Raw genomic sequence first — 271 nt, forward strand, 5'->3', positions numbered from 1 at the left:
GCCTTGGCCCGCGAGACCAGCTGGATGGACAGAATGCTGTCACCGCCGAGCGCGAAGAACGAGTCGTCCAAACCGATCTGCTCGACACCGAGCACTTCGGCGAACACCTCGGCGATGACGGCCTCGACCTCGTTGGCCGGTGCACGGAACTCGCGCGGAGCCAGCTCCGGTTCGGGCAGCGCCTTGCGATCCAGCTTGCCGACCGGGGTCAGCGGGATCTCGTCGATCACCACGATCGCCGTCGGCACCATGTGCGGCGGCAGGCTGCGCG

General features: G+C 67.9%; 1 protein-coding gene. It reads right to left on the reverse strand.

The genetic code is table 11. The features are described 5' to 3' along the window. On the reverse strand, positions 1–251 hold a 251-nt coding region (locus IU459_RS37930), incomplete at its 3' end, for a phosphopantetheine-binding protein (RefSeq protein ID WP_440446570.1). Positions 252–271 lie beyond the last annotated feature (20 nt).

Origin of the sequence: Nocardia amamiensis (assembly GCF_015477605.1) — a bacterium.
GTDB classification, from domain to species: Bacteria; Actinomycetota; Actinomycetes; order Mycobacteriales; family Mycobacteriaceae; genus Nocardia; species Nocardia amamiensis_A.